This window comes from Hydrogenophaga sp. A37, assembly GCF_002001205.1.
In the GTDB taxonomy this organism is placed as follows: domain Bacteria; phylum Pseudomonadota; class Gammaproteobacteria; order Burkholderiales; family Burkholderiaceae_C; genus Hydrogenophaga.
In genome coordinates, this window is record NZ_MUNZ01000104.1 from 75,936 (window position 1) to 97,816 (window position 21,881).

A 21,881-nucleotide genomic window follows, 5' to 3' on the forward strand; every position below is an offset into this window, starting at 1 on the left:
TCCGCCCGCCCACGGCCTGTATTTACCCCGCCTCGCCGTCCGCACCACCCAGCGCCGCCTGCTTGCGGCTCACGTGGTAGGCCGTCATCACCTGGGCGGCAATCAGGTCCAGGCTCGGGCGGGCAATGCCCTGTTTGTCGGTCCACACCTTGGGCGTGAGCGCGCCCGAGAGCGTGAGCGCCTCGCCGTCGGCCAGCGCCAACAGCGCAGCGCAAGGCGCCTCGTCAAACGCGATCACGTTGACGATGAATTCTTCGTCCACCTTGTTGCGCGCCAGCACGCGCGCCACGATATAGGTGCGGCCCGCCTTGTCCACGCGGCGGGAGGCGTCGCCCATCAGGCGGCCGGCAATGAGTCCATCGATCATGATCGCGGCTTCTCAAAACCCGAGACCACCCAGGCCTCGGCACTGGCGGCGTTGAGCTTGAAGTTCGGCGGCGCGGACACCAGGGCCAGCGCTTCGTCGTATTCATTCACCGCGCGCAGCGTCGCGGTGGCGCCCTCTTCGTCCGGCACGATGGCCAGCTCCACGCGGATGCGCTGCCCACCCACCGTGATGCTCACGTTCTTGTTCAGGTCGGCAAAACGCTGCTGTTCGGAGCGGCGGATCACCTCCTTGGCCGTTTTCACCAGCGTGTTGAACGCGTTGGTGTCCAGCGGCTTGGGGTCCTTTTTGTTGCGCCCCATGGTCCAGGGGCCCACCAGCGCCGGCTCAACCTGGCCGTCCAGAAACATGGCCACCGCCCAGCCATCGTCGTCTTCGTTCTTGATCACGCGCGCGGTCCAGTGCTCATCGCTCCACACGCGGTCTTCGTGGATCGGTTCTTGGGTGTCTTGGGTCATGGGGGGAGATGGTAAGCGGCGGCGCACAGATCAACCGCCATTGACAGGCCAGAACATCAGCCATTAAACTAAACCATATGGTTAACTATCAAGACAGAGTCCTTGATCTCGTGTTCGCGGCGCTGGCCGACACGACACGGCGTGCCGTGCTCGAACGGTTGGGCGCTGGCCCCGCCTCCATCGGTGAGCTGGCTGAACCCCATGGCATGTCGCTTCCCGGGTTCATGAAACACCTCGCTGTGCTGCAGGCGGCCGGCCTGATCGAGCGCGCCAAGGAAGGGAGGGTGGTGCGCTGCGAGCTGGACGCCCAGCCCATGCAGGCCGCCGCCAGCTGGATCGCTCAACACGAACGTTTCTGGAACCAACAGCTCGATGAACTCGGTCGCTATCTCCATCACCAAGAGGAATTGACACCATGCCAGCCACGCAAAGCCAAGCAGACGAACAGGTCCGCATTGAACGCAACTACCCCGTTGCCATCGAAAAAGTCTGGCAAGCCTGGACCGACCCGCAAGCGCTGAGCCGATGGTTTGGCGCCAGCAACGAAGGCTCCACCACCTCGGCTGAGGTTGACCTGCGCGCGGGTGGGCGATACCGGATCACCACCACCCTGGCCGACGGCAAGACCAACGACGTCTCTGGCGAATACCAGGTGGTTGAGGTGCGCCACCGGCTGGTGTTCAGTTGGGCCTGGCGCAGCACGCCCGATCGCGTCTCGCGCGTGAGCATTCACTTCGTTGCGCGCGAAGACGGCACCACCGATCTGCATTTCGTTCACGACCGCTTTTTCGATGCCCAAGCGCGCCAGAACCACGAGCGTGGCTGGCAGACCCTCTTTGTCCATCTTGATGCCTGCATTCAAAACCCATCAGAGGGCCATTGACATGAGCTACCAAGGAAGTTGCCACTGTGGCCAGATCCGTTTTGAAGTCGACGGCGCGTTCGAATCCGCCGTGTCTTGCAATTGTTCGATGTGCCAGCGAAAAGGCATCCTGATGTGGTTCGTGCCACGCCATGCACTGCACCTGCTGACGCCCGACGACAACGCGAGCACCTACCTCTTCAACAAACACGCGATCAGGCACCGTTTTTGCGCCTCCTGCGGCATCCACCCCTACGGTGAAGGCACGTCGCCCACAGGCGATCCGATGGCGGCCATCAACCTGCGCTGCATCGAAGGCATCGACCTGCAGGCCATCCCCGTCCACCATTTCGACGGCCGCTCAGCGTGATCGCAACCCCTCAACACCAGCCAAGGCATTCCCACACCCCGCTGCTCTACACCTACCGCCGCTGCCCCTACGCCATGCGCGCGCGTCTGGCCCTGCTGCAGGCGGGCGTGGCGTTTGATGCGTTCGAGATCGTGTTGCGCGACAAACCCGCACCGATGCTGGCCCTCTCACACAAGGGCACGGTGCCTGTACTGCTGTTACCGAGCGGCGAAGTGCTGGAGCAGAGCCTGGACATCATGCGCTGGGCCTTTCTGGAAACCGGCGATGCCCAGGGCTGGTGGGCGCGGGCGCAGAGCGAGGCGAACCTGGCATTGCTGGCGGCTTGCGACGGCCCCTTCAAACACCATCTGGACCAGTACAAATACCCCGAACGCTTTGATGAAGGCGCAGACGCCAGGGCACACCACCGCGATCAGGCGGTGACCGTGCTGTTGAAGCCACTGGACACACAGTTGCACAGCACCGGCCAGCTCGGCGGCCACGCCCCCTGCGCCACCGACATCGCCATCTTTCCCTTCGTGCGCCAGTTCGCGGCGGTGGACCTCGGCTGGTTTGATGCACTGCCGATACCGGCGCTCAAGGGCTGGCTGCAGGGTTGGCTGTCCGCCAGCCTGTTCCACACCGCCATGACCAAACTGCCAGCCAACCAGATCACCGCTTTCCCCACAGCGTGAGGCAGAGCGTCAATTCACGGGCCCGAACAGCCCGGTGTGCCACAGCACCTCGCGCTCAGCGTCACTCAATCCCAGCACTTCCTCACCGGGCCGGGCCAGCACCCGGCGCTGACCCACCGGGAGGCTGAGCGCGCGGGCACCTTTGAAGCGCAGGCGCTCGGGCACCGTTGACGCCACCGCTGGTGGCTGCGTTGCGCTGGAAGCGGCCCAGCGGTCGGGCGCGGGCACTGAGGGTCGTTGACAACAGCTCATGATCGTTCTCCCAAAGCCAGTTCGATGGCGCTCGCGCCGCCGGCCAACGCCAGCCACAGCAGCAAGCCCCCTGCCCACCCAGGCGCCAGCAGCGCAGCGGGCAACACCGCCAGCCAGACACCGAGGCAATGCGCGCAGGCCAGGCCGTCGGCCAGCGGCGTGCCGGCCGCAGCCACGTGCAGGCGCGAGACGAGGTCGAAAGGACCCCGCTCGCGCGCCACCAGACGGGCCAGCCGCCACACGCCCAGCACCGAGAGCACCGCTTCAAACCACGGTGGCTCCGGGCCAAAGCCGAGGACCATGCGCGGCCTCAGTCGGCGTTGAACACCGCGAACAGACGGCTCGCGTCCTGGTACACGCGTGTGGCCTCGTATTCGAAGGCTGGTGTCGGTGGCACCATCACCTGGTTGGTGTCAAAGGCGCGCGACACGCTGCGGGCAAAGAACCCGTAGGAGCCCTGGGCGGCGTTGGCCGGCAGCGTGTAGACCGCCTGCATGAGCCCACCCTGGTCGCCCACCGCGGTGTGCCAGTGCTCGAAGCCGAGCGGCCCGTCGCCGCCGCCCAGGCCACTGGTGCGCACCATGCCCACGTTGCCGCAGACCGTCGGGTGGAAGTAGGCGTTGCGGAAATGTTCGCTGTGCACGTCCATCGTGACCCGGAACTCCACCGCCACCGGCGCAGCCCCGCGGCGCACCACCGGGCAGTTGCCGCCGATGGGCTGCCAGGCGGCATCGCCGGCCTTGCGCCACGCGATGTCGAACACGAACCCCGGCGCGTGGTTGTCCACCACCACCGCCACCGGCGCCGCGCTGGACAACACATTGCCCGGCAACGTACCCACCTGCAGCACCAGTTCGTAGGTGCCGTCGGGGTAGGCGCCCCCCGTGGGCCAGTCGAGCAGCAGCTGTTCGCTGGGCAGCCAGTCGTTGGGACCGGCGGGCAGGTTGATCGGGTACCAGCCGTTGGCGTCGCTCGTGGGCGCATGCCACTCGCCCACGCCAGCGCCGTTGAGCCGGTAGAGCCACCAGCTCACGCCCACAAAAGGCGTCTGCGGGCCAAAGGCCGCGCTGCCCGGTGCGCGGTGGCGGTACATCACGCGGTAGTGCGTGGCCGCCGGGTGCGTGCGGTGGCAGCCCAGCAGCGACAGCTTGCCGTAGGCCGGCGAACGCGCGGGCGGGTTGGGCAAGGCATCAACGCTGGTGCCCGAGGGGTGTGGGCGGTTGGTGCGCAGGTTGTAGCCCGTGGTGCCGTCGAAGGTGGTCGGGTCGCCGGTGAGCGGCAGGCGCCCGGCCATGACGATGGCGGGCGCGTTGCCGCAGGGAATCTGCTCGTCAGGGAAACAGTCGGGCGCCACGCGGGCGCTCGGGTCCGCCTCCAGCGTCACGAAGGGCAGGTTGCCGGCGTTCCAGCGCACGTCGAAATGGCTCTCGCCGTAGATCACCTCTTCCACGCCGTCGCCGTCCACGTCCTGCAGCACGCGGAAGGTGATGTCGGGCACATCGATGATGGGCACCCACTCCGGCATGCGCACGTTCACGCAGCGCCGCATCGGGCCGATCCAGCGCCGGGGATCAAAGCCCTCGAATCCTTTTGGGTCCAGCTTCAGCTGCGCGGCCACGGTGTCCAGCGCCACGCGCGAGAGCCCGCCCTTCTTGTCACCGGTATCGGTCAGAAAATCGGCCGGCAGCGGCGGCGCCATGCGCAGCGTGGCCGGTGCGTCCAGCGCCTGGTCGAGCGTCGAGGTGTCTTCGCCAAAGGCGCTGCCCGGCAGGGCTTCGAAGTGGGCCAGCGCCTCGGCCGCCCGCGAATCGGTCATCAAGGCCGTGCGCCGCAGTGCCGCGAAGTCGGGCGCCGGGTCCGGACCGGGGATGGGCCCACGCGGGCCGGGCTCGGCCAGGTCCGGAATGCGCAACCGCAGGTCGTCCAGCAGCTCGCGCCAGTTCGGACGCTCGAAGAGCACCGGGAAGCACAGCCGCAGCGTGCGCCAGCGCAGCACCCAGTCGATGTCGAAGCGCGGAATCCACACGCAGAAGTTTCCACACGCGTCCGTCTTCACGGTGGCAATCACCTCGCGGCGGCAGTTGAACGGAAACAGCCAGCTCCACTGCGAACCCATGGGGTGGTAGGCGAACAACGAACAGTCGGTGTCTTCCACCTGCACGGTGGCCAGCGGCACCGGCATCTGGCGGCCCGTGGTCGCGTCGGTGCGCACCACCTTGCCGCACACCCGCTGCATGAAGAGCCAGCGTGGGTCGAGCACATGGCCCAGCTTGGCCTTCAGCTCGGCCACCGGCTGACCGGCAAGGCGTTTGATCGGCGCGCCGCTCAACGCCGCCAGGCGCGCAGCGCCGAGCTTGCCGATGACCGCCGATTCGGCGGCGTCAAAGTCGGCGGACAGACGCGCCGCGCCAGCGGCGGCGCGATCAGGTGAAGGGGTGGTGGGGGCATTGCTGCCCGCACCTGGGTTGGGTGACTTGGCCATGGCGACTCCTCGGTGATGGGGGTGGGTGATCGGTTCGCATGAAACACGGTGCGTCATGGGAAACGAGCGCCTTCAGTGTGCGAGTCACCGGCGTGGGCGGCATCCCCCACATGGGAGAGCGCCATCCCCTGCATGGGAGAGCCATCGGGGGCTTTCGGCGGGGTTTTACATGCAGATACGCCCAAGCACGCGAGCTGGTTGAGCATGGCAGCGATCGAGATCGGCATCCTCAGTCGTCAATGTCTGGACCGGCGTGGGATGCGGATCAGAAGCTCAGTCGACACCTCGTTCCGAAACGTGCGTGTTGATGTACCAGGTGCAAGGCCTACAACACGTTTTCAAAACCACCGCGACTTCTATGGTGCGACAAGCAGCAACCGGTAGATCAACGCACTCTCCGCGTTCATGCGCGGCAGCGGCAGGCCCACGGCCGCCAGCCAGGCGCCGTGTGCGGTGGGCGGCAGGACCTGCTGGGCGCCGGCGGCCAGGGCGGCGTCGTTCAGCGGGCTGCTGGTCCAGTCGGGCGGCGTGGGGTCCAGTCGTTCGATGGTGTAGAGCGCTGCCGGGCGCAGCATGGGCAGGCGCAGCGGGGGCGTGTTGCGGTGGCTGGTGGGGGTGGTGCGATAGACCAGCAGCAAGAGCTCACTGGCGTTCGCATCGCCGTGCGCCTGCCACAGCACGCCGTCGTCGCCTTCGTCATCTCCGCCCAGCCAGACCTGGCCGGTGTGCAGCCGGTTGCGCAGCTGTTTGTAGAGGCCCACCCAGCGGCCCAGCGCCATGCGCTCCTCATCGCTCATGTGGCGCACATCGGCCTCAATGCCAAGATGGCCGCTCAAAGCGACGCCGGCGCGGAAGTTCAGACTCTGGCTGCGACCCGTGGTGTGCGCGGGTGCGGGGCCTATGTGGGCGCCCAGAATTTCGGGGGGCAAAAACTGCAGCGCACCGCGCTGGATGCTCACGCGCGACAGCGCATCGTTGCAGTCGCTGGTCCACACGCGGTGGGTGTGGGCCAGCACACCCATGTCCAGCCGGGCGCCGCCGGAGGCGCAGCTTTCAATCTCCAGCCGCGGGTGGGCGGTGCGCACGCGGTCCAGCAGCGCATACAGCGCATGCACAAAGCTCCGGTAGGCCGGGCGCCCCAGCGCATCGCCCGCCGTGGTCAGGTCGCGGTTCATGTCCCACTTCAGGTAGGCAATGGACACGTTGCTCAGCAGCGTGTGCAGCTGGGTGAACAGGTGGTCGGCCACCTCGGGGCGGGCCACGTCCAGCACCAGCTGGTTGCGCATGGTGAGCAGCGGGCGGCCTTCGAGCTGCAGCGCCCAGTCGGGGTGGGTGCGGAAGAGCTGGCTGTCCGGGTTGACCATTTCGGGCTCTACCCACAGGCCAAACTCCATGCCCAGTTCGTTCACATAGCTGGCCAGTGGCTGCAGGCCATGTGGGTACTTGGCCGCATCCGGCCACCAGTCGCCCAGCGCGGTCTGGTCGCTGTGGCGGCCCTGGAACCAGCCGTCGTCCAGCACAAAACGTTCTACGCCCACGCTGGCAGCGGCGGCGGCCAGCGCGCGAATGTCGTCAGTGCGGTGGTCAAAGTAGACCGCCTCCCAGGTGTTCAGGTGCACGGGGCGCGGGCGCATGCGGCCACCCGGCCAGGGCAGGCGGCTGCGCACCGTGGCGTGGAAGTTGGCGGCCAAGCCGTTCAGTCCCGTGGTGGCGCAGCTGGCAAACAGCGTGGGCGTCTGCAGCGATTCGCCCGCGCCCAAGCGCACTTCGCCAGGGGCCAGCCATTCGCCCATTTGCCAATGGTACTGCCCGTCGTGCAGCCATTCCATGGCCTGCCGGTGGTTGCCCGACCAGGCCAGGTGCGCGCCATACACGGTGCCCGTGTGCTGGGTGCTGCCGGGCGTGGTGACCACCGCGCCCGGAAAACTGTCGTGCGAGGTGCGGCCGCGCCGGTTCTCGCGTTGCCACAGGCTGCGCGAGAGCGCATCCACCTGCAGCTGAAACTCATGGGCCCACTGGCCGGTGTACGACCGCACGGCCTGCGCATCGCCCGGCAGCGGCACGGTGCCTGCGGCCAGCCACTGCACGTCCAGCACATCTGCGCCGTCGTTGAACAGCTCGCTGCGCAGCTGCAGCACATCGTGTGCATCCAGCGCCATGTGCAGTACCAGGCGCAGCTGGGCCACGCTGTCCGTGAGGTGGATGGCCATGTTTTGCCCCGTCACCAGGGTCTCGATACGGCAGGCGGTGAACTGCTGCGCAAACTGCCGTCCGCTGCGGTGCGCCAGCAGCGCGCTCTGGCCGTACCAGCCCACGCCAAAGGTGGGTGCCACGGTCAGGGGCTGGTCAAACTCCATGCTGCTGGGCGGAATGGCCCGGCCATCGCGCAGCGGTGCCAAGGGTACGCAGTGGTCCGGCAGGCGCGGGCCCCAGTAGCGCCACAGTGGCGCCTCATGCGGGCGCACCTCCAGCACCACGCTGCTGTGGGTGCCGTGCAGAGCGGTGAATGCGGCAGAGGCCTCGGGCGCGTGGGTGGGCATGGGCAAGCTTGGGCTGGGGAACCCCGTTCAGTTGCAGTAAATGCGCGCACCGTTTTTGTCGAACAGCAACGCCTTGGCTGCGTCAAAGCGGGCGTTCAGCACCTGGCCCGGGTGCAGGTTGCGGCCCTGCTTGCTTTCTATCACCACCATCACGCCGCTGGCTGAGCGGGCGTACACAAAGGTCTCGCCGCCCAGATGCTCCAGCATGTCGATCGTGACGGGCAGTGTGGCGCTGCCGTCTTCCTGGAAGTGCTCGGGCCGCACGCCCACCGACACCTCGGTGCCCACGGCGGGCAGGGTGCCATCCAGTGGCAAGGTCACCACCGTGTTGTCAAAACCGCTGAGTCTGACTTGACACTGGTTCACGCCATTGCCATGCAGATGGCTGGTCACCGTGCCGTCAAAGAAGTTCATGCGCGGCGAACCGATGAAGCCCGCGACAAAGGTGTTGGCGGGGTTGTCATACAGCTCCAGCGGCGCACCCACCTGCTCCACCACGCCCGCGCGCAGCACCACGATTTTGTCGGCCAGCGTCATGGCCTCTACCTGGTCGTGCGTCACGTAGATGATGGTGCTGCCCAGCTCGCGGTGCAGGCGCGCAATCTCGATGCGCATGTGCACGCGCAGCTCGGCGTCCAGGTTGGAGAGCGGCTCGTCAAACAAAAACACCTGTGGGTCGCGCACGATGGCGCGGCCGATGGCCACGCGCTGGCGTTGTCCGCCCGACAGGGCCTTGGGCTTGCGCTCCATGAGCGGGTCCAGGCCCAGGATCTTGGCGGCGGCATCCACTTTGGCGGCGACCTCGACCTTGGCCACGCCGGCGTGCTTGAGGGCAAAGCCCATGTTCTCGCGCACGGTCATGTGCGGGTAGAGCGCGTAGCTCTGGAACACCATGGCAATGCCGCGCTTGGACGGGTCCACATGGTTCATCACCTGGTCACCGATGCGCAGCTCGCCGCTGGTGATGTCTTCCAGGCCCGAGATGGCGCGCAAGAGTGTGGACTTGCCGCAGCCCGAGGGGCCCACGAACACCACGAACTCACCGTGTTTGATGTCGAGGTCCACACCCCGGATGATGTCGATCTCGCCGAACGATTTGCGGACCTGAGTGAGTTTGACGTCTGCCATGGGGTTCTCCTCGTTTTATTCTGCGTGCAGTGTCAGGACTTGCTCGCCCATGCGGCGTGTGGACACGCGCACGGTGATGTCGCCCACGGCGCCGGTGGTCTCCACCCAGAAGCCGGTGGTGCCGCCCTTGAGTGGGAGCAACTCCGGGCCCAGCAGCTGGGCTGCCCCGGTCACTTCCACCTGCACCACTTCGTCCAGGAAGGGCAGCAGGCGGCCGACCTGGTCCAGGGTGCGCACGATGACGCGGGTGGCATCTTTTTCGTCGGCGCGCAGCACGGTGTCGTCCACTTGCACCTGCAGCGTGGTGGGCAACGGATTGCCGGAGAGCTTGACGGTGGAGACCGCCTTGCCGTTGATGAAGCCGGTCACCGTGGCATCGCGCCACAGCATGCCCCAGGCGCCCAGGTCACTCATGTTGACATGGCGGCTGTCGAAGATGACTGGGGCGTGTGGCAGGTGTGGGTAACGCTCGCGGTCGGGTTCGGCGCGCTTCGGAAGGAAGTCGCCCACCTTGAGTTCCACATAGTCGCAGTTGGTCAGCACGATGAGGGGCAGCACCTCGCAACGGTCCTTCTCGCCGCGGGCCCAGTAGGTCACGGGTTCCAGCACCACCTGTTCGGCCGGGCTGCACTGGCTGGTGTAGCCCCAGGCGGCGAACTTGGGCTCACGGAAGATGTCCATCACGCCGTGGTGGCAGATGCGGTCACCCGCGCCAAAGTCTTTGTGGGTGTTGTAGTCGTACATGCACCAGCCGATGGCGCCGCTGATCACCGGGTTCTCGTAAGCCTTGTTGAGCACCTGCAAATGACGCGACACATGCTCGGCCTGGCGGTCTTCGGGGTCGATGCGCTTGGTGGGGTACATGTGGCCGTTGAACTCGGTGATGAGGTACGGCACCTCGTGGTCCAGGCCGGTCACCTGGCGGGGCTGGCGCAGCGGCGTGGGGGCAATGCCCTTCATCCATTCGGGGGTGGCCACATGGCAAAAGTCGTTGACGGTGTACACGTCTTCGAGCAGCTCGCTGTTTTCGATGTAGCGCACGCCACCGGTCTGGCGGGTGCTGTCCAGGCTGCGGGCCATGGCGTTGGTGCGGGTGTAGAAGTCGTGGTGGTCTTGCGATTCGTTGATGCGCACGCCCCAGATGATGATGGAGGGGTGGTTCCAGTCGCGCTCCACCATGCGGCGCACGTTTTCCACCGACTCGTCTTGCCACGCCTGGCCGCCGATGTGCTGCCAGCCGGGGATCTCTTCAAACACCAGCAGGCCAATTTCGTCGCAACGGTCCAGAAAGTAGGTGGACTGAGGGTAATGCGAGGTGCGCACCAGGTTGCACTTGAGCACGTCCTTCATCACGTCGGCGTCTTTTTCCTGCGCGCGCTGGCCCATGGCGTAGCCCACATAGGGGTAGCTCTGGTGACGGTTCAGGCCGCGGATTTTGAGGTGTTTGCCGTTGAGGAAAAAACCTTCGGTGGTGAAGTGGGCAGTGCGAAAGCCAAAGCGGGTGCTGAGCTGGTCTTGGCCAGCGCTGGTGTTCAAAGTCACGCGGGCCATGTACAGCACGGGACTGTCGATGTTCCACAGCGAGAGGCCGGCCAGCGCTTCAAACGATGCGCTGAACTCCGCACCAGACACTTCCACGGTTTGCTGGTGCAACACGGTGCCTTCAGCGGTGCACAGTTCCACCAGTGCGCTGCCGGTGTAGGCGGCCTGAGTGGGGTTGGCCAGAAAGCCTTTCACCGTCGCGCTCTTGGTGTCGCTGAGCTCGTTGGCGGTTTCCACCTTGAGGTTGGCAATCGATACGGTGTCGGTCACCTGCAGCCACACGTCACGGTAGATACCGGCGTAGGTCAGGTAGTCGATCTGGCCGCCGAAGGGCGGGATCTCGGGGTTCTCGCTGCCGTCGATCTTGACGGTGATGAGGTTGTCGCCTTCCTTGAGCAGGCCTGTCAGGCGTGCGCTGAACGGGGTGTAGCCGTCCTTGTGCGCGGCCACTTGTTGGCCGTTGACCCAGACCACGCTGTTGGCCATGGCACCGTCAAAACGCAGGCTCACTTCGCGGCCTGCCCATGTGGGTTGCCAAGCCAGGGCGTACTGGTAGCCAAATTCCTTCTGGTAGCTGCGTTCGTCCAGGTAGGTCATTTCCAGGTCCACCGCGTTGTGCGGCAGGCGCACGGCAGTGCCGGGCTCGGCTGTGGCGACCAGGTCAGACGAAAAAGAGGTGTGGAATGTCCAGCCCGAGACGAGCTTGGTGACGGCACGCATGTGAAAACCTTATTTGACGGAGCCCAGCATGCCCTGTACGAACTGCCGTTGCATTGCGAAGAAGACAACCAGGGTGGGCAAGGTGGCCAGCATGGCCGCCAGCATGATCACGCCGAAGTCAGGGAAGTAGGCCGAGCCCAGCGAGGACAGGACCAGGGTGATGGTCTTGAGCTCAGGGGACTGCAGCACGATGAGGGGCCAGAGGAAGTTGTTCCAGGCCGCCATGAACACGATGATGAAGGCTGCCGCATAGGTGGAGCGCATCACCGGCACATACACAAACAGGAAGATCTGCCATTCCTTGAGGCCGTCCAGACGCGCGGCTTCGCGCAGTTCGGGGGGAAAGGCCTTGGTGCTTTGGCGGAAGTAAAACACGATGTAGGCCGAGGCCAGCGCGGGCAGGATGACGCCCAGGTGCGTGTCCAGCAAATCAAACTGCGCCATCAGGATGAACAGCGGAATCATCAGCGCGGCAAACGGCACCATCAGCGTGAGCAGCAGCCCGTTGTAGACACGCTCCCGGGCCTTGGAGCTGAACACTTCAAAGCCATATCCCGCCAGGGATGAAATGACCAATGTGAAGAAGCCGCCCACGATGGCGATTTTTCCGGAGTTCCAGAAGACCTGGGCCACGTCAAAGCTCTTGTTGAGTTTGTCGAAGTTCTCCAGCAGGGAACTGCCCAACGTGAACTTGCCCTTCGTCACGTCCACCGAGGCGTTGGTGGCGCTGATCACCATCCAGGCAAAGGGAAACAGGGAAACAAAGGCCATCGCCCCCAGGAAAAGGTAGACGCCGCCCATGCGGAATTTTTCAGCCCAGTTGGTCATGTCAGTTGCGCTCCCGAGCGGCATAAAACTGGATGGCAGCCAGCGCGGCGACCAGCAGCACGATGACGTAAGACACCGTGGCGGCGTAACCGAAGTTGGGCACGAATTTGAACGACAGGTTGTAGATGTACATGGACAGCGTGAGCGTGTTGTCGGAGAACACGGTGCCCACGGTGGTGATGTTCATGGGTTCATCAAACAACTGCAGCGTGCCGATGGTGGAGGTGACCGTGGTGAACAGGATCACCGGCTTGAGATTGGGAATGGTGATGGAGACAAAGCGGCGGTAGGCCGAAATGCCATCGATGCGGGCGGCCTCGTAGATCGACTTGTCGATGTTTTGCATCGCCGCGAGATAGAAGATCATGTTGTAGCCCGTCCAGCGCCAGGTGATGGCGATGATGATGACCACCTTGGACCAGAACGGATCGTTGAGCCAGGGGATGGGCTCGCTGATGAGGCCCAGCCAGGCCAGGCCATGGTTGACCAGGCCGTCGTACGAAAACATGCTTTTGAACACCACCGAATACGCCACGAGCGACGTCACGCAGGGCAGAAACACCGCCGTGCGCAACAGCCCGCGAAAGCGCAGGTTCGGCATGTTCAGGCAACTGGCCATGACCAACGCCAGCAACAGCATGATGGGCACCTGGATCACCAGAAAGATGCAGGTGTTTTGCAATGCCTTCAGAAAGACCGGATCACTGGCCAGACGCACCACGTTGCCCACGCCTACGAACTCCACCACCGTTCCCTGCCCGGCGTGCAGGGACATCCACAGCGACCGGACGATCGGGTAGGCCATGAAGACCCCGATCAACCCCAGCGCGATGGACACAAAGAGCCAGCCATTGACGTCGTAAAAACGCCGGTAGCTGGTCGCAGGCTTGGCCGCCATGGTGCTCCTTTGGTGCAGTGTTGCCGTGTGCTTACTTGATTTGCGAGGCGAGCTGGTTGTGGATGTTTTCCAGCGCCTTTTCGACGGGAAGACCTTGCGCCAGAGCAGGCAGCTGTGCCGCCACAGCAGCGTCACCTTCGGCGGTGTAGATGCCGTAGTTCACGCTGGGCACCTTGCCCATCCAGTCGCTGAACTGTTGCCACACCTTGGCGCCACCGAAGAAGGGGTCGGCTTCGGAATAGGCTTTGCCGCTGCGCGATGCCAACAGGGAGCCCACGGCACCGCGGGACTGCAGAATGTTTTGGTAGAAGTCCACATCCTTGGCGTACACCTCGTTCAGGAAGTCCGCTGCGGCAGCTTTCTCTTTGCCTGCGGCCAGCACGTACCAGCTGGAGCCACCCAGGTTGGATGCGTTCACGGCGCCCGGCACATTCAGGCGGGGGGTGGCGGCCACGGCCCATTTGCCCGCCTGGCTGGCTTCGGCCTTGACCGAGCCGGTGATCCATACACCGGTGACCACCGACGCCACATCGCCCTTGTTCAAGGCACCGACCCACTCGCCCCAACCCGAGGTGGGTTTGTAGATGCCGGCCTTCATGAACTTGGCCTGGGTTTCCAGGGCGGCCTTAAGGGCGGGGTTGTTCTTGATGTCGAGCTTGCCGTCCTTGTCAAAGTACCAGCGGCCGGCGGACTGCATCATGATGCGGATGCTGGCAATGTCTTGCGGGTCCATGGCAAACATCTTCTTGCCGGTCTTGGCTTCGACCTGCTTGCCGATCTCAATATAGCGGTCCCAGGTGATGTTCTGCATGTCCTTGTCGCTGAAGCCGGCCTGCTTGATCAGGTCGGTGCGGTAGTACATGCCGGTGGTACCGGTGTCAAAGGGCAGGCCGTACACCTTGCCGCCCATGGTCATCAGGTTGACCTTGTAGTTGGCAAAGCCCTTGTGGTCCACCTTGCCGGACAGGGGTTCGAAGGCACCGGGGAAGGAGCGCAGGTACTTGGGTGCGTTGTAGTCTTCCACCAGGACGATGTCGGGCAGGGTCTTGGTGACGCCCGAGGCCAGGGTGGTCTGCAGTTTTTGCTCCAGATCGGCCTTGGCCATGTCGGCGATCTTGAAGGTCACGCCAGGGTGCTTGGCGGTGTAACGCTTGGCCGCCTCTTGCATGATGGCGATGTTGAAGTTCGGGTCCCAGGCCCAGATGCTGACTTCACCCGCGTGGGCGGTGTGGCTGGCCATCAGGCCGGAGGTGCTCAGGGCCAGACCGATCATGGTGCCGAGGGTGCTGCGTTTCGCGAAGTTCATGGCTTGTTTTCCTGTCTCTGTGTCAATGAATGGGTGGCAAGTGGCGGCCGGTAGAACACGGGCACGCTGGGCTTGTTGTCTCCGGTATGCGTGTGATAGACGGTGGTGCGACGGGCATCCTTTCCAAAATTTAAGCGGTTAAATTTTCAGGCCGACTCGGCCCGCGTTTATTGACTGACCAAGAGAGCGACATCCCGGAAGCTCCTCTGTAACACCCTAAAGATTAGAATTTAAGCGGTTAAATTCGGCCATTTTTGGAGTATATCTACGGGTGCAGACAAATAAACCGAGTCCTAGGGTAAGTCCCAGTTTCAAAAAAACGCATCAATTGATGCCAATTCACATGAAGTTGCAGCGCACATGGCCACCCTGAGTGATGTCGCCCGCCTGGCCGGTGTCACCACCGCCACCGTCTCCAACGTGCTGCGCAACACGCAGAAGGTGAAGCCTGCCACCGTGCAAAAGGTGCAGGAAGCCATCGCCGCCACCGGCTACCGGCCCAACCTCATGGCACGTGCGCTGGCCGAGGGCAAGTCGTCCATGGTGGCGCTGGTGTTGCCCGACATCAACAACCCGTTCTACCCCGAGTTCGTGCGCGTGGCCGAGCGCGTGGCGCGGCACCGCAACTACTTCCTCATGGTGTGCAACACCGACGAGCGCCCCGACATTGGCCGCGCCTACCTGCACCAGATCGCCGGCACGCTGGCCGATGGCGTGCTGGTGCTGCACACCGGTATCAGTGCCGACGATATCAACGAGCTGAAAACGCGCCGCTCCCCCATCGTGCTGGCGTCCGAAGAAAAGGTGGACCTGGCCGACCAGATCCCGCATGTGGTGGTGAACTTCCACCGCGCTGGTGAGATTGCCGGCCAGCACCTGCTGACGCTGGGCCACCGGCGCATTGGCGTGATTGTGGGTTGTGGCCTGGAAGGCATGCAGGTCGGGCGGCTCGAAGGTTTTCGCGATGCGCTGCACGCGGCTGGCGTGGCGCTGTCAGACGCGGTCATCCGCAACGTGAGTGACACCGTGGCCGGTGGCCACGACGCGGCGGTGTCGCTGCTGGAGCAGCACCCCGATCTCACCGCCATTTTTTGTACCAACGACTTGATGGCCTATGGCACCTCGCAGGCGCTGGCCGACCGGGGCATCCGCATTCCGCAAGACATCTCGCTCATCGGTGTCACCGACATCCAGCTGGCCAAGGACATGCGCCCCGCGCTCACCACGGTGGCTCTGGGCATTGAGCAGGTGGCCACCATCTCCATCAACCTGCTGCTGGACCTGATCGAAAACCCGACGCACGAGCCCACCATCGTGCAGGTGCCCGACCCGGTGCTGGTGGTGCGCACCTCCACCGGCCCGGTGCGCAGTGGCGGCGCCTGACCGGAGAACCCGGCGCCACGGCCGGGATCAGTCTCTGACTCAGGGTTGCCTGGTCACGACTGCGCCATCCGCGGACCGACGATGCCAAAGGCAGCGCCTTGCGGGTCGAGCGCCTGGAGGCTGTATTCGCCGCCGGGAATCTGGTGCGGGCCGTTGAGCACCTGGCCTCCATTGGTCAGAATCTGCCCCATCGCCGCATCGATGTCACCGACCCCGAAGTAGAAGAGCCAGCGCGGCTCCTGGCCGGCCGGGCTGCGCATCAATGCGCCGATGCGCACGCCGTTGGCGGCCAGCAGGTGGTAGTCGCCCAGCTCGCCCATCGGCATGGTGTCGACCACGGTCCAGCCGAAGCGCTCCTGGTAGAACGCGAGTGATTTTTGGTCGTCCTGCACGGCGATTTCATTCCAGCGCGCATGGCCCGCATCGGCGACGCGAAAGGCCGTGCTGACCGCATCGACCGAGCCGCGCATCACGTACAGCGGCACGCCGTCCGGATCGGCGAGCATCGCCATGCGCCCCACGTTCGGGATGTCCATCATGGGCATCTGCACGCTGCCACCGGCCGCAGTCCAGTCGGCGACCGCGGCGGCCACGTCGGGCACAGCGACATAGCCGAGCCAGACCGGTTTCGCTCCGGGCATCTGATCGTTGATCTGCATCAGGCCGCCCGCCTGGCCGTCGCCGGCGTCGAGGATGCGGTAGTCCATGCCCGGCTGGCCGCTGTCGCTCGCCTTCCAGCCGATCACAGCACCATAAAAGCGCTGTGCGGCGTCGGCGTCGGTGGTCAGCAACTCGTACCAGATGAAATCGCCCTTGGGGTTGCCCATGTCACTTCTCCAGGGTCACGATGCGGTTGAAACCGCCAAAGATCATCCGCTGAGCGTCGAACGGCCAGTCCATACCCTCCGGTGGCTTCATGCGATCGTCTTTGATCATCTTGTCGTGAGCGGCGTCGCAGACTTCGCGCGAGGGCCATTCCATGAACGAGAACACGACCTTCTCGTCCGGCCCGGCCTTCACGGCGCGGCGAAAGTCGGTGACCTTGCCTTCGGGCACATCGTCGCCCCAAGCTTCAACCACCCGCAGCGCACCGTAGTCCTTGAACATCACCCATGCGTCTTCGGCCAGCTTGCGGTAGTCCTCGCGCTTGCCTGCCGGGACCGGTAGGACGAAGCCCTGGACGTAGCTGTCGGTGGCCTCGCTGCCTTGTTCGACGATCGGCTCGAAGCCGCCGTAGATCATCCGCTTGCCGTCGAAGGGCATCGGATGCTTGGCCGGGTCAAAGCGCTCGTCGGTCTTGCCCATGTCGTCCATCTGGCCCATCACCTCATCCCTCGTGGCCTTGTCGGGCCATTCGATCCAGGAGAAAGCGACGGTCTCGCCGTCCTGGGCCGCCACAGCGCCCTGGAAGTCGGTGGTCTTGCCTTTGGGCACATCGGCCCCCCAGCACTCGACCACCCGGGTCGCACCGTGGTCGATGAACGCGCTGTCCACCTGACGGGCGTGGTGAATGAATTGCTGCTGGTTCTTGTTGGGAACGGCGATCACGAAGCCGTCGATATAAGACATGGTGGTTCTCCGGAGGGGTGCGCGGGCAGGGTCTGCCCGCCGCGCGGTTTGAGGGTGGCGAGTCGATCGGCTGCAAGGTCAGTGGGCAGCTTCGGTATGCGCCGGGCATTCGGTGTGCATGACGCACTTCCACCCCTGCCCAGTCTGGATCCAGGTGGAGGTGTCGTTCATTTCTTGAAAGGCCTTGCTGCCTCCGCTGCGCGCGGAGACACCCTGCCTGACGTGGTAGGTGAGGATGGCCGTGGTTTCGTTCGGGAACACCACTTCCATGTCACTGAGCTCGAAGGAGCTCACGATCATCGACCCCTGCTCGGCCATCTTCCGGTAGCCCGCGTGATCGAATTTCATGGCCCCGTGCGCGCTGACCATCAGCGCCGGCTCAGCGAGCATCTCCAGCGAGGTATCCGTGTGCTGATCGACCATGGATTGCCAGAACTTCGTCTCCAGCGCCACCAAAGCCTTGCGGGGTGAAGAGGGCATCGCTGACTCCTTTCCGTCTTGAGCTGTCGCACCCGGTGCTGCAGGCGGCGCAGCCGTCGGCGCACAGGGCATCTGTTCGCCGGCCACGTGCTGCGCACGAAACCAGGAACGCCGGGCCTCGCCCGACGGGCGAACAGCCAGCGCACAGTGTCCCTCTCTGCCGGTTGCTGATCTGTGCGCCAACACACAAAAAGCCCCCGGTCCCGACGGCCTGCGACCTGTTCGCTGGCCTACAGCTCCGAGGGCATCACGGCTTCTGGCGCGCCGCCTTCACAGCCTTGCCCTTGCCCACCGGCGCCTTGAGCTGCCCCTGCGCCTGCTCCAGCCAGAGCAGGGTTTCGGCGTGCGAGAGAAAGCGCCGCAGGTAGTGCGGCGAGAGCTCGCTCATGAGGCCGAGCGTGCGCAGCACGAGCATGTGGGAGTTGAGCGGACCGGCGTTTTCAGGCGCGCGGTGCGTGGCCTTCACGACGGCCTCTTCGGCACCCAGGCGTTCCCAGGTTTCGCGGAAGCGCTGGGCGCTGCGCAGTTCGGGCCACTGGCCTGCGCCGGGGCTTTGTCCGCCCGCTGCGGCCTGGCTGGCTTGGGCGATGTGGGCGTTGAGGGCCACCAGGGGTGAGGGTGTCGCGCGCTGTGTTGGGCTGGCTCCTTCCCCCGCTGGGGGAAGGCTGGGATGGGGGCTGTGCGCCGAGGAGGCAGTCGAACATCCGCCCCCACCCCTGCCCTCCCCCAGCGGGGGAGGGAGTGGATGCGCCGCCGGGCCGGTGGGCGGGGTGCTCATGGCTTGGCGCTTGGTGCGGCCACGGGCACCGCCGTGCTCGGCGCGGGCGTGGCGCGGGGCACGGGGGCCATTTCCACGCGGCGGTTGAGCGCGCGGCCGGCCTCGTCAGCGTTGCTCGCCACGGGTTGTTCGGCACCGAAGGCGGCGCTGAACACACGCTGACGCGGCATGCCTTCTTTGACGAGCGTGCGCGTCACAGTGAGCGCGCGCTGGGCCGAGAGTTCCAGGTTGTCTTCGTAGCGCTGGTTCGGACCTTTGACGATGGTCTTGTCGTCGGTGAAGCCGCTCACCATGAGCATCTCGTCGCGCTCACCGAGGTACACCTCCAGCGGTAGCACCAGGCTCTTGAGCAGCTGCTGGCCTTCGGGGCGCAGCTGATCGGAGTTGAAGTCGAACAGCACGCTGCCGCTGATGCCGATGCGGCCGTTGTTGAGCGTGACGCGACCGCTTTGCAGCGGAATGGCGAGCGCTTTTTCCAGCGCCATGCGGCGGGCTTCTTCCTGCTGGCGTTTGGCGATCTCGGACTGCAGGCTGCTCACCAGGTCCATCTGCACCAGCAGCACGCCGATGAGGATGAGCACGAATGCGCCGACCACGCCGGACATGAGGTCGCCGAACACAGCCCAGACGGGTGCGGTTTCGCCCAGGCCGTCGTCGATGGCGGTGTCGTCCACGCTACTGCTCATGTCGCGGCCCCCAGCGCAGGCGCAGTGGCTTTGCTGGCGGCGGGCTTGGCCGTGCGCAGGCTGCGCATGTCTTCCACGATGCCTTGCTGCGCGCTGATGCTGAGGTCGATCACCTCGCGCGCCTGCGCCACGTAGTAGGCGAGCTGTTCGTCGCTGCGCGCCATGGACTGCCCGATGGCGCCTTCGACGCGTTGCAGGCCTTCAACCAGCTTTTCATTGGTGCTGCTGAACAGCGCCACGCCTTGCTGGAAGGCCTGGCCGAGGGCGGCGAGTTCGGCGGCGCTGGTGGCCATTTGCGCGGTCTGCTCGTCGGCCCGACCGGCCTGGGCACCCAGGGTCTGCGCGAACTGCGCGCCGGTCTGGTTGAGCACGGTGGTGGCCGACGCGACCAGCGATTCGATGGCGGCGCGCTGCTCGCCCGTGGTCTGCTGCACGTTCTGCAGCAGGCTGCTGATGTGCGCCACCAGCTCGGTGCGCTCTTGCAGAGCCAGGTTGTCGCGCTCGGTGAGGCGGCTCATTTCGCCGCGCAGCTGGCCAATGACTTCGGCCGCGGCCTTGGGCGCCTCGGATGCCGTCTCCAACAAGCGCGACATGGGCGCTTCGAGCGAGGTGCCGAGCGTGGCGAGGTGTTCGGTGACAGCGGCCTGCAGCTCGCCCAGGCGCTGCACCGCAGCCTGGCCGCGCGCGGCTTCTTCGCTGCGCAGGGTTTGCAGGTGGGTGGTTTCTTCGGCGCGCAGCGCTTGCAGCTGGGTGCTGATCGCAGTGTGGAGCGCAGCGGCCTGCTCGGCGGTAGCTTGCTGGCGGCTGACTTCGTCGGCGCGCAGGGTTTGCAGTTGAGCGGCCAGCTCGGTTTGCAGGCTGGCGAGGCGCTCCACGGCGGCTTGGCCGCGCGCGGCTTCTTCGCTGCGCAGGGTTTGCAGGTGGGTGGTCTCTTCGGTGCGCAGGGCGCTGAGTTCGCTGCGCCAGAGCGCGGCGAGTTGATCCATGCGCTGGCCGTGTTGCTCGGTCCATAACGCTTCCGACTCGGTGCGGGCCAGCACCAGCGCTTCGCTCTGCGCCAGCAGGCGGGCCACGCTCTCCACACTGCGGATGGATTGCTCGCTGGCGCTGTGCTGGATGGCGCTGGCGGTGTGCTCCAGCGTCTGGCAGACGGCCTGCTGCTGCGCGAGGTGTTGCGCGCCCACCTGCTGCCATTCGGTCTGCAGGCCGTTGGCCATGCCTTGCAGCGCGGTGGTCCACGCCGCCAGCTTCTGCGCTTCGGACTGGGCCTGCTCGCTGTGCTGTTGCGCCGTGGCCTGCTGCACGTTGGCCAGCAGCTGGGCGGCGCGGGCTTCGAAGCTGGTGTTGAACTGGTCCAAGGCGTTGCCCAGGCCGCTCACCAGCTGCTCGCTGGTGCGCGCGTGGTGCTGCAGCGCGGACTGCCAGCCTTCGGCCACGCTGCCGGTGGTGGTGGCGAACTGGCTGGAGAGGCCGGTCAGCTGCGTCTGCACCGCCGCGCTCACGCGCTCGTGCAGGCGGGCGCTTTCTTGAGCGATGGCGGCCATGGCGTTTTCCACCACGGGCTTGATGCTGTCGCTGGCCACGCGGGCGCTGGACGACAGGCTGTCATTGAGCGTCTGCGCCACCGACTGGCCGAGGCCGGTGTAGGCGGCGGCGGCTTCGCGATGGAACTGGTCTTGTCGGGCGGTGAGCTGTTCATCCAGCTGCTGGTGGCGGCGCTCGACCTGCTCCATGAGCGCCTGCAACTGCGTGACGACCTGGGGCAGCGCGTCGGCCTGGCGCTGCAGGGCGGCGAAGGTGTGGTCGCGGTTCTCGGCGGCGATGAAGGCGGCGGTGAAGGGGCGCAGCGCGGCGGCGGTGTGTTGCTCCAGCACGCGGGCCACATCCATGCGCTCGCGGCGGGCGATGGCCGACATGAGGCCCAGCATGGCCGAGCTGGCCACGCCGGCCACCGAGGTGCCGAACGAAATGCCCAGGCCCTTGATGGGCGCGGCCAGCGCGCCGCGGATGGCGCCCAGATCGGCAGAGCCTTCGAGCGCGAACACGGCGCCCTTGAAGGTGACCACCATGCCGAGGAAGGTGCCGAGCATGCCGAGCATGACCAGCAGGCCGATGAGGTAAGGCGTGAGCGACAGGCCGGGCAGTGCGCCGCGCCCGCTCTCGACGCGCTGGCGCACGGCGTTCTGCAGCGGCGCGGGCACGCGGGCCAGCCAGTCGGCCAGGCTGCCCAGCGGCTGCGGGATGTGGGCGAGCGCCTGGGCCAGGCCATGGCTGGCGCTGCGGAAGCGGCGGATTTCTTGCGCACCCAGCAGGTAGGCGGCGGCGATGGCCACGGTCATGCCCAGGGCGAGCCAGCTGTGGGTGCCGACGAAGCCGAAGCCCACCCAGGCGATGGCAAACAGACCGAGCAGGAAGGCGCCGATGAGCAGGGCCCGGCTGGAGAAGGAGGAAGACGACATGGTTTGTGTTTTCAAAGGCTCAGATTCGGTGTGGGGCGTTGGCCTGGCGCTGGGGGCGGGGGCGGCCCCTCACCCCAGCCC

22 protein-coding genes and 1 pseudogene are annotated in these 21,881 nt (G+C 65.5%); 5 read left to right on the forward strand and 18 right to left on the reverse strand.

Annotation, left to right across the window (positions count from 1 at the left end):
• Positions 1-22: 22 nt before the first annotated feature.
• Positions 23-367: a single-stranded DNA-binding protein gene (locus tag B0E41_RS12630; protein WP_077331506.1), complete on the reverse strand. Its 345-nt coding sequence runs from the start codon at positions 365-367 to the stop codon at positions 23-25.
• Positions 364-843 (reverse strand): hypothetical protein, encoded by a 480-nt coding sequence (locus tag B0E41_RS12635; protein WP_077331507.1) that lies wholly within the window; start codon positions 841-843, stop codon positions 364-366. The genes B0E41_RS12630 and B0E41_RS12635 overlap by 4 nt, the downstream gene beginning before the upstream one ends.
• A gap of 77 nt (positions 844-920) precedes the next feature.
• Here B0E41_RS12635 and B0E41_RS12640 point away from each other — a divergent pair, with 77 nt between their 5' ends.
• Genes B0E41_RS12640 through B0E41_RS12655 form a run of 4 tightly spaced genes read left to right on the forward strand, consistent with a single transcriptional unit; the run spans position 921 to position 2,749 of the window.
• Entirely contained in the window at positions 921-1,364 is a 444-nt protein-coding gene (locus B0E41_RS12640; RefSeq protein WP_077331508.1) for a metalloregulator ArsR/SmtB family transcription factor, read from the forward strand.
• Positions 1,259-1,726 carry an SRPBCC domain-containing protein gene (locus B0E41_RS12645; RefSeq protein ID WP_077331509.1) on the forward strand — a complete coding sequence of 156 codons (468 nt, stop codon included), beginning with the start codon at positions 1,259-1,261 and terminating at the stop codon, positions 1,724-1,726. Before B0E41_RS12640 ends, B0E41_RS12645 begins: the two co-directional genes overlap by 106 nt.
• A 1-nt stretch (position 1,727) precedes the next feature.
• Positions 1,728-2,075, forward strand: a complete 348-nt coding sequence (locus B0E41_RS12650) for a GFA family protein (RefSeq protein ID WP_077331510.1) — start codon at positions 1,728-1,730, stop codon at positions 2,073-2,075.
• Entirely contained in the window at positions 2,072-2,749 is a 678-nt protein-coding gene (locus B0E41_RS12655; protein WP_290440850.1) for a glutathione S-transferase, read from the forward strand. Before B0E41_RS12650 ends, B0E41_RS12655 begins: the two co-directional genes overlap by 4 nt.
• A 9-nt stretch (positions 2,750-2,758) precedes the next feature.
• On the opposite strand, the gene B0E41_RS12660 is transcribed toward B0E41_RS12655, so the two are convergent.
• The 9 genes from B0E41_RS12660 to B0E41_RS12700 all read right to left on the reverse strand — a co-directional run bounded on the left by B0E41_RS12660 (position 2,759) and on the right by B0E41_RS12700 (position 14,445).
• Positions 2,759-3,001, reverse strand: a complete 243-nt coding sequence (locus tag B0E41_RS12660; protein ID WP_143433808.1) for a hypothetical protein — start codon at positions 2,999-3,001, stop codon at positions 2,759-2,761.
• Entirely contained in the window at positions 2,998-3,303 is a 306-nt protein-coding gene (locus B0E41_RS12665) for a hypothetical protein (protein ID WP_077331513.1), read from the reverse strand. Before B0E41_RS12665 ends, B0E41_RS12660 begins: the two co-directional genes overlap by 4 nt.
• A gap of 8 nt (positions 3,304-3,311) precedes the next feature.
• A complete protein-coding gene (locus B0E41_RS12670; RefSeq protein ID WP_077331514.1) occupies positions 3,312-5,483 on the reverse strand; it encodes a hypothetical protein in 2,172 nt (723 codons plus the stop codon).
• A gap of 356 nt (positions 5,484-5,839) precedes the next feature.
• Positions 5,840-8,023, reverse strand: coding sequence for an alpha-galactosidase (locus B0E41_RS12675; protein ID WP_077331515.1), 2,184 nt, complete (start codon positions 8,021-8,023; stop codon positions 5,840-5,842).
• A 27-nt stretch (positions 8,024-8,050) separates the two neighbouring features.
• A complete protein-coding gene (ugpC, locus tag B0E41_RS12680) occupies positions 8,051-9,151 on the reverse strand; it encodes a sn-glycerol-3-phosphate ABC transporter ATP-binding protein UgpC (RefSeq protein ID WP_077331516.1) in 1,101 nt (366 codons plus the stop codon).
• A 15-nt stretch (positions 9,152-9,166) separates the two neighbouring features.
• Entirely contained in the window at positions 9,167-11,413 is a 2,247-nt protein-coding gene (locus B0E41_RS12685; RefSeq protein ID WP_077331517.1) for a glycoside hydrolase family 2 TIM barrel-domain containing protein, read from the reverse strand.
• A gap of 9 nt (positions 11,414-11,422) precedes the next feature.
• Positions 11,423-12,241 (reverse strand): carbohydrate ABC transporter permease, encoded by an 819-nt coding sequence (locus tag B0E41_RS12690; protein WP_077331518.1) that lies wholly within the window; start codon positions 12,239-12,241, stop codon positions 11,423-11,425.
• A gap of 1 nt (position 12,242) precedes the next feature.
• Positions 12,243-13,139 carry a sugar ABC transporter permease gene (locus B0E41_RS12695; RefSeq protein ID WP_077331519.1) on the reverse strand — a complete coding sequence of 299 codons (897 nt, stop codon included), beginning with the start codon at positions 13,137-13,139 and terminating at the stop codon, positions 12,243-12,245.
• A 31-nt stretch (positions 13,140-13,170) separates the two neighbouring features.
• Complete coding sequence (locus B0E41_RS12700; RefSeq protein WP_077331520.1) at positions 13,171-14,445, reverse strand: extracellular solute-binding protein; 1,275 nt, start codon at positions 14,443-14,445, stop codon at positions 13,171-13,173.
• A 360-nt stretch (positions 14,446-14,805) separates the two neighbouring features.
• Here B0E41_RS12700 and B0E41_RS12705 point away from each other — a divergent pair, with 360 nt between their 5' ends.
• On the forward strand, positions 14,806-15,828 hold the full coding sequence (locus B0E41_RS12705) for a LacI family DNA-binding transcriptional regulator (RefSeq protein ID WP_077331521.1): 1,023 nt from the start codon (positions 14,806-14,808) through the stop codon (positions 15,826-15,828).
• A gap of 53 nt (positions 15,829-15,881) precedes the next feature.
• On the opposite strand, the gene B0E41_RS12710 is transcribed toward B0E41_RS12705, so the two are convergent.
• The 7 genes and pseudogenes from B0E41_RS12710 to B0E41_RS12735 form a co-directional block, all read right to left on the reverse strand.
• On the reverse strand, positions 15,882-16,655 hold the full coding sequence (locus tag B0E41_RS12710) for a VOC family protein (RefSeq protein ID WP_077331522.1): 774 nt from the start codon (positions 16,653-16,655) through the stop codon (positions 15,882-15,884).
• 1 nt (position 16,656) lies between these two features.
• On the reverse strand, positions 16,657-17,046 hold the full coding sequence (locus tag B0E41_RS27350; RefSeq protein ID WP_253194819.1) for a DUF1428 domain-containing protein: 390 nt from the start codon (positions 17,044-17,046) through the stop codon (positions 16,657-16,659).
• Positions 17,038-17,397 (reverse strand): annotated as a pseudogene (locus B0E41_RS27575) (DUF1428 domain-containing protein); the annotation flags it as partial. The gene B0E41_RS27350 and the pseudogene B0E41_RS27575, both read right to left, overlap by 9 nt.
• A gap of 78 nt (positions 17,398-17,475) precedes the next feature.
• Positions 17,476-17,877 (reverse strand): nuclear transport factor 2 family protein, encoded by a 402-nt coding sequence (locus B0E41_RS12720; RefSeq protein ID WP_077331524.1) that lies wholly within the window; start codon positions 17,875-17,877, stop codon positions 17,476-17,478.
• Between the two features lie 247 nt (positions 17,878-18,124).
• Positions 18,125-18,655 carry a DUF2894 domain-containing protein gene (locus B0E41_RS12725; protein ID WP_077331525.1) on the reverse strand — a complete coding sequence of 177 codons (531 nt, stop codon included), beginning with the start codon at positions 18,653-18,655 and terminating at the stop codon, positions 18,125-18,127.
• Positions 18,652-19,341 carry an OmpA family protein gene (locus B0E41_RS12730; RefSeq protein ID WP_077331526.1) on the reverse strand — a complete coding sequence of 230 codons (690 nt, stop codon included), beginning with the start codon at positions 19,339-19,341 and terminating at the stop codon, positions 18,652-18,654. The genes B0E41_RS12725 and B0E41_RS12730 overlap by 4 nt, the downstream gene beginning before the upstream one ends.
• Positions 19,338-21,800 carry a DUF802 domain-containing protein gene (locus tag B0E41_RS12735; protein ID WP_077331527.1) on the reverse strand — a complete coding sequence of 821 codons (2,463 nt, stop codon included), beginning with the start codon at positions 21,798-21,800 and terminating at the stop codon, positions 19,338-19,340. Before B0E41_RS12735 ends, B0E41_RS12730 begins: the two co-directional genes overlap by 4 nt.
• Positions 21,801-21,881: the final 81 nt, after the last annotated feature.